The sequence below is a fragment of the Bacillus sp. ME78 genome (assembly GCF_903970865.1).
Lineage (GTDB): Bacteria > Bacillota > Bacilli > Bacillales > Bacillaceae_G > Bacillus_A > Bacillus_A cereus.
In genome coordinates, this window is sequence record NZ_CAJCKK010000063.1 from 1 (window position 1) to 3,736 (window position 3,736).

Here is a 3,736-nt window from a genome sequence, read left to right on the forward strand (position 1 = left end):
CTTTTTTTTAACTAGTTTAATACTTTAACTGTAACTGTTTTACGTCCCCAGCTACTTGATGTGCCTTTATCTGGCATTAAAACGTCGATTTTATTACCTATTCAAGGGTTTGAAAATGGAGTAAGAAGTGATCGTCTAGCATTCCTTGATGAGTTTACGAAAGGATTTTTTGCTGCTGGAGATCGAACTGACTTAGTTAGTGAACCATTTCGACTTTACAATAGGGATATCGCTGCGGGTGCATCACCTAAAGGAACACTAGATTGTATCGCTGCTTTCAGCAAAACAGACTTCAGAAGCGATTTAGCCAAGGTTAATATACCTACCCTTGTTATTCATGGTGATTCAGATGCAACTGTACCATATGAATATAGTGGGAAATTAACACATGAAGCAATTCCTAATTCTAAAGTAGCCTTAATAAAAGGCGGTCCACATGGGCTAAATGCAACGCATGCTAAAGAATTTAATGAAGCACTCCTATTATTTTTAAAGGACTGATTACAACTATATAATTGTTAATTGATAAATTATAAACAAGTAAAAATAAATCTAAAAAAAGATGCTCTTGGATAAATCCAGGAGCATCTTTTTAAATGGTGATATTGAGATGTTAGGCTGATAAATATCCATTAATTTTGGATTGAATATTCTTCTTAACAGCTAAAATGTATTGATTAGAGTTTTTTAGATTTCTTAGAAGTATTGTTATTTTACTATCAAGATAATATTTTGAATAATCCTCAAAACAAAGAAATGTACATTTTTTTTGAGGAAGAAATATCTTGTCAGAAAACAATAAAATCTTATTAATTTTTATAATTGGTAGAATTTTTATGGAAATAATTCTCTTAATATATTAAAATAACATCGTATTATGTCAGATTTTAATTAGGGGAGAGAAATTTTATGTTGAAAAAAATCATTCCAGTTGCTTTAGCATTAAGTACAGTTACTTTTACTAGTGTATTTGCTGCACCTTCAATCCAAGCGAATACAGAACAAAACCGCTACATAGATGTACAAATGCTCGGTATTAACGATTTTCATGGGCAACTAGACACTGTAAAAAAAATTAACAATAAAGATGCAGGGGGAATTGAGTACTTAGGGGCTTATTTACGTGATCGTGAAAAACAAAATCCAAATACATTAAAGGTACATGCTGGAGATGTTGTTGGAGCAAGTACTCCTGTTTCAGCATTATTACAAGACGAACCTACAATTGAATTTCTAAATGATTTGAAATTCGATGTTGGAACGATAGGAAATCATGAATTTGATGAAGGTGTTGAGGAAATGCATCGCCTTATTTATGGTGGATACCATGAGAAAACAGGTAATTTTAAAGGAGCAAAATTCCCATATGTTGCTGCGAATTTCTATAATAAATCCACCGGTCGTTTATTTTTACCACCATTCACTATAAAAAAGGTACAAGGAGTTCCAGTTGGCTTTATTGGAGTCGTAACAACAGATGTTCCTAACCTTGTTATGCCTACTATGCTAAAGAATGTAGAAATTACAGATGAAGTTGAAGCTATTAACAAATCCGTAAAGCAATTAAAAAAACTAGGCGTTAAATCTATCGTTGTTCTTGCACATAACGGAGGTACAACAGATGGGAACGGAGTAACAAATGGTGATATCGTCCGATTAGCAAATGAGACTGATCCGGAAGTCGATGTTATTTTTGGTGGGCATAGCCACACTTATGTAAATGGAACTGTTAATAATAAACTTGTCGTACAAGCAAATTCATATGGTATGGCGTTTGCTGATGTTGATGTAAAGATTGATCGTAAGACACAAGATATTGTTGAGAAAAAAGCAGAAATTGTTACAACTTACCATGAAGGCATGGAGCCTGATAAAAAAATAAAGAAGAAGATGGAGAAATATCAAGCAAAAATTGCACCTCTTGTTAATGAAGTTGTAGGTAAGTCTATTGCTCCACTAGATCGCAAACTCAATACGGCTGGTGAATCTACTCTGGGAAATTTGGTTGCTGATGCCCAGCGTGCAACAATGCAATCCCAAATTGCACTTATGAATCCTGGTGGTATTCGTAATGACTTAGATGCTGGTGATATTACATGGGGAGAGATATATGGTATTCAACCATTCGGAAATCAATTAATAAAAGTAAATTTAACAGGTCAAGACATTCGTGATATTTTAAATCAACAATGGCAAAAAGATATAACAAGAATGCTTCAAATTTCAGGGATCCAATACACTTGGGATGCGAACAAGCCTAATGGAGAAAAAGTAACAAGTATTCGCTTAACAAATGGAGAAGAAATTACTCCATCTAAAACTTACAGCGTCGTTGCTAACGCATTTCTAGCTTCAGGTGGAGATGGATTTGTATCCTTTAAAAACGGTAAAGATGCTGAAACAGGACCAACTGATTTTGAAGCATTAGTAGATTATATAAAAAAATCAAAAGAACCAATTCAGTCTATTATTGATGGAAGAATTCAAAAAATAAATTAGTCTTTTATTAATCTCAAAAACAACTAGATTATCTGTGCGCTATACTTTTTAGTGTACAGGTAATCTATTTTTTTGATTTGAAATAGTCTAACTGTGGCCAATGCGTATACTGTCTAGATGCAGAGTGCCGAAAAAAATGAAGTGAACAAAAAATAACCCCTAAATTAACTCTATGATAAAGAGACTACAAACAATCAAAATTTGGAACTTCATATTAACCATATATTAACTACGTTAATAATACATACTGAAATTGAATACTTTAGATAACATCATTTATAACGAATATCTATACATTATGATGTTATGCAATGAGGAGTTTACACTACAATGGATTGAAGCTTATGTAGTTTTATATTCGTATAAGTGAATTAAGAATTTCTTAAGAACCTATTAAGAAATAAGTGAGTTTTAGGAACTAGAATAAATGTATCTGAACAGTAATAAGAAAATGAATGTTTTAAATGGAAGTTGGCAGAGTATGTCAAAAAGCTATAAGTAAATATTTCAGGAGGTTTTTTATGAAAAAGAAAATAATTATTGCAATTGTTGCTTCTGCTATAACAATGACTCATTTTGTAGGAAATACTTATGCAGATTCGAAAACAAAGGTTTCTGTTACAGCTCCCTACAATACAAATCAAATAGCAAAATGGTTAGAGGCACATGCAAAGCCTTTAAAAACAACTAATCCAACTGCACCTCTTAATGATTTGAAACCACTTAAGAATATGGTAGGTTCAGCTTCCATTGTAGGTTTAGGTGAAGCTACGCATGGAGCTCATGAAGTTTTTACGATGAAACACCGTATTGTTAAGTATTTAGTATCTGAAAAGGGCTTTACCAATCTAGTTTTAGAAGAGGGGTGGGATAGGGCCTTGGAACTTGATCGATATGTTCTTACTGGTAAGGGAAACCCAAGCCAACATCTATCACCTACATTTAAGACGAAAGAAATGCTAGCTTTACTTGATTGGATTCGGCAATATAATGCTAATCCAAAACATAAATCTAAAGTACGTATCATCGGGATGGACATTCAATCAGTAAACGAGAATGTTTATAATAATATAATAGAATATATTAAAGCGAACAATTCAAAACTGTTGCCTAGAGTAGAAGAGAAGATAAAAGGTCTTATTCCTGTAACAAAGGATATGAATACTTTTGAAAGCCTTACGAAAGAAGAAAAAGAAAAGTATGTTTTAGATGCTAAACAAATTAGTGCTTTATTAGA

General features: G+C 32.7%; 2 protein-coding genes and 2 pseudogenes. 3 read left to right on the plus strand and 1 reads right to left on the minus strand.

Annotated features, from left to right (window positions below; all coding sequences use genetic code 11):
• Window positions 1–11: 11 nt before the first annotated feature.
• A pseudogene (locus tag H6481_RS29045) lies at window positions 12–98 on the minus strand (cell wall-binding protein); the annotation flags it as partial.
• Window position 99: 1 nt separating this feature from the next.
• On the opposite strand from H6481_RS29045, the pseudogene H6481_RS27850 reads away from it, so the two are divergent.
• From H6481_RS27850 to H6481_RS27860, 3 genes and pseudogenes are all read left to right on the plus strand, one after another.
• Window positions 100–501 (plus strand): annotated as a pseudogene (locus H6481_RS27850) (alpha/beta hydrolase); the annotation flags it as partial.
• A 408-nt stretch (window positions 502–909) separates the two neighbouring features.
• Window positions 910–2,499 carry a 5'-nucleotidase C-terminal domain-containing protein gene (locus H6481_RS27855; RefSeq protein ID WP_098852380.1) on the plus strand — a complete coding sequence of 530 codons (1,590 nt, stop codon included), beginning with the start codon at window positions 910–912 and terminating at the stop codon, window positions 2,497–2,499.
• Window positions 2,500–3,020: 521 nt separating this feature from the next.
• Window positions 3,021–3,736: erythromycin esterase family protein (locus H6481_RS27860; protein ID WP_182813766.1), on the plus strand; the 716-nt coding region annotated here is incomplete at its 3' end.

Bases quoted from the DNA above. Each gene is read 5' to 3' on its own strand.
- H6481_RS27855 (WP_098852380.1), top strand. From the start codon at position 910: ATGTTGAAAAAAATCATTCCAGTTGCTTTAGCATTAAGTACAGTTACT.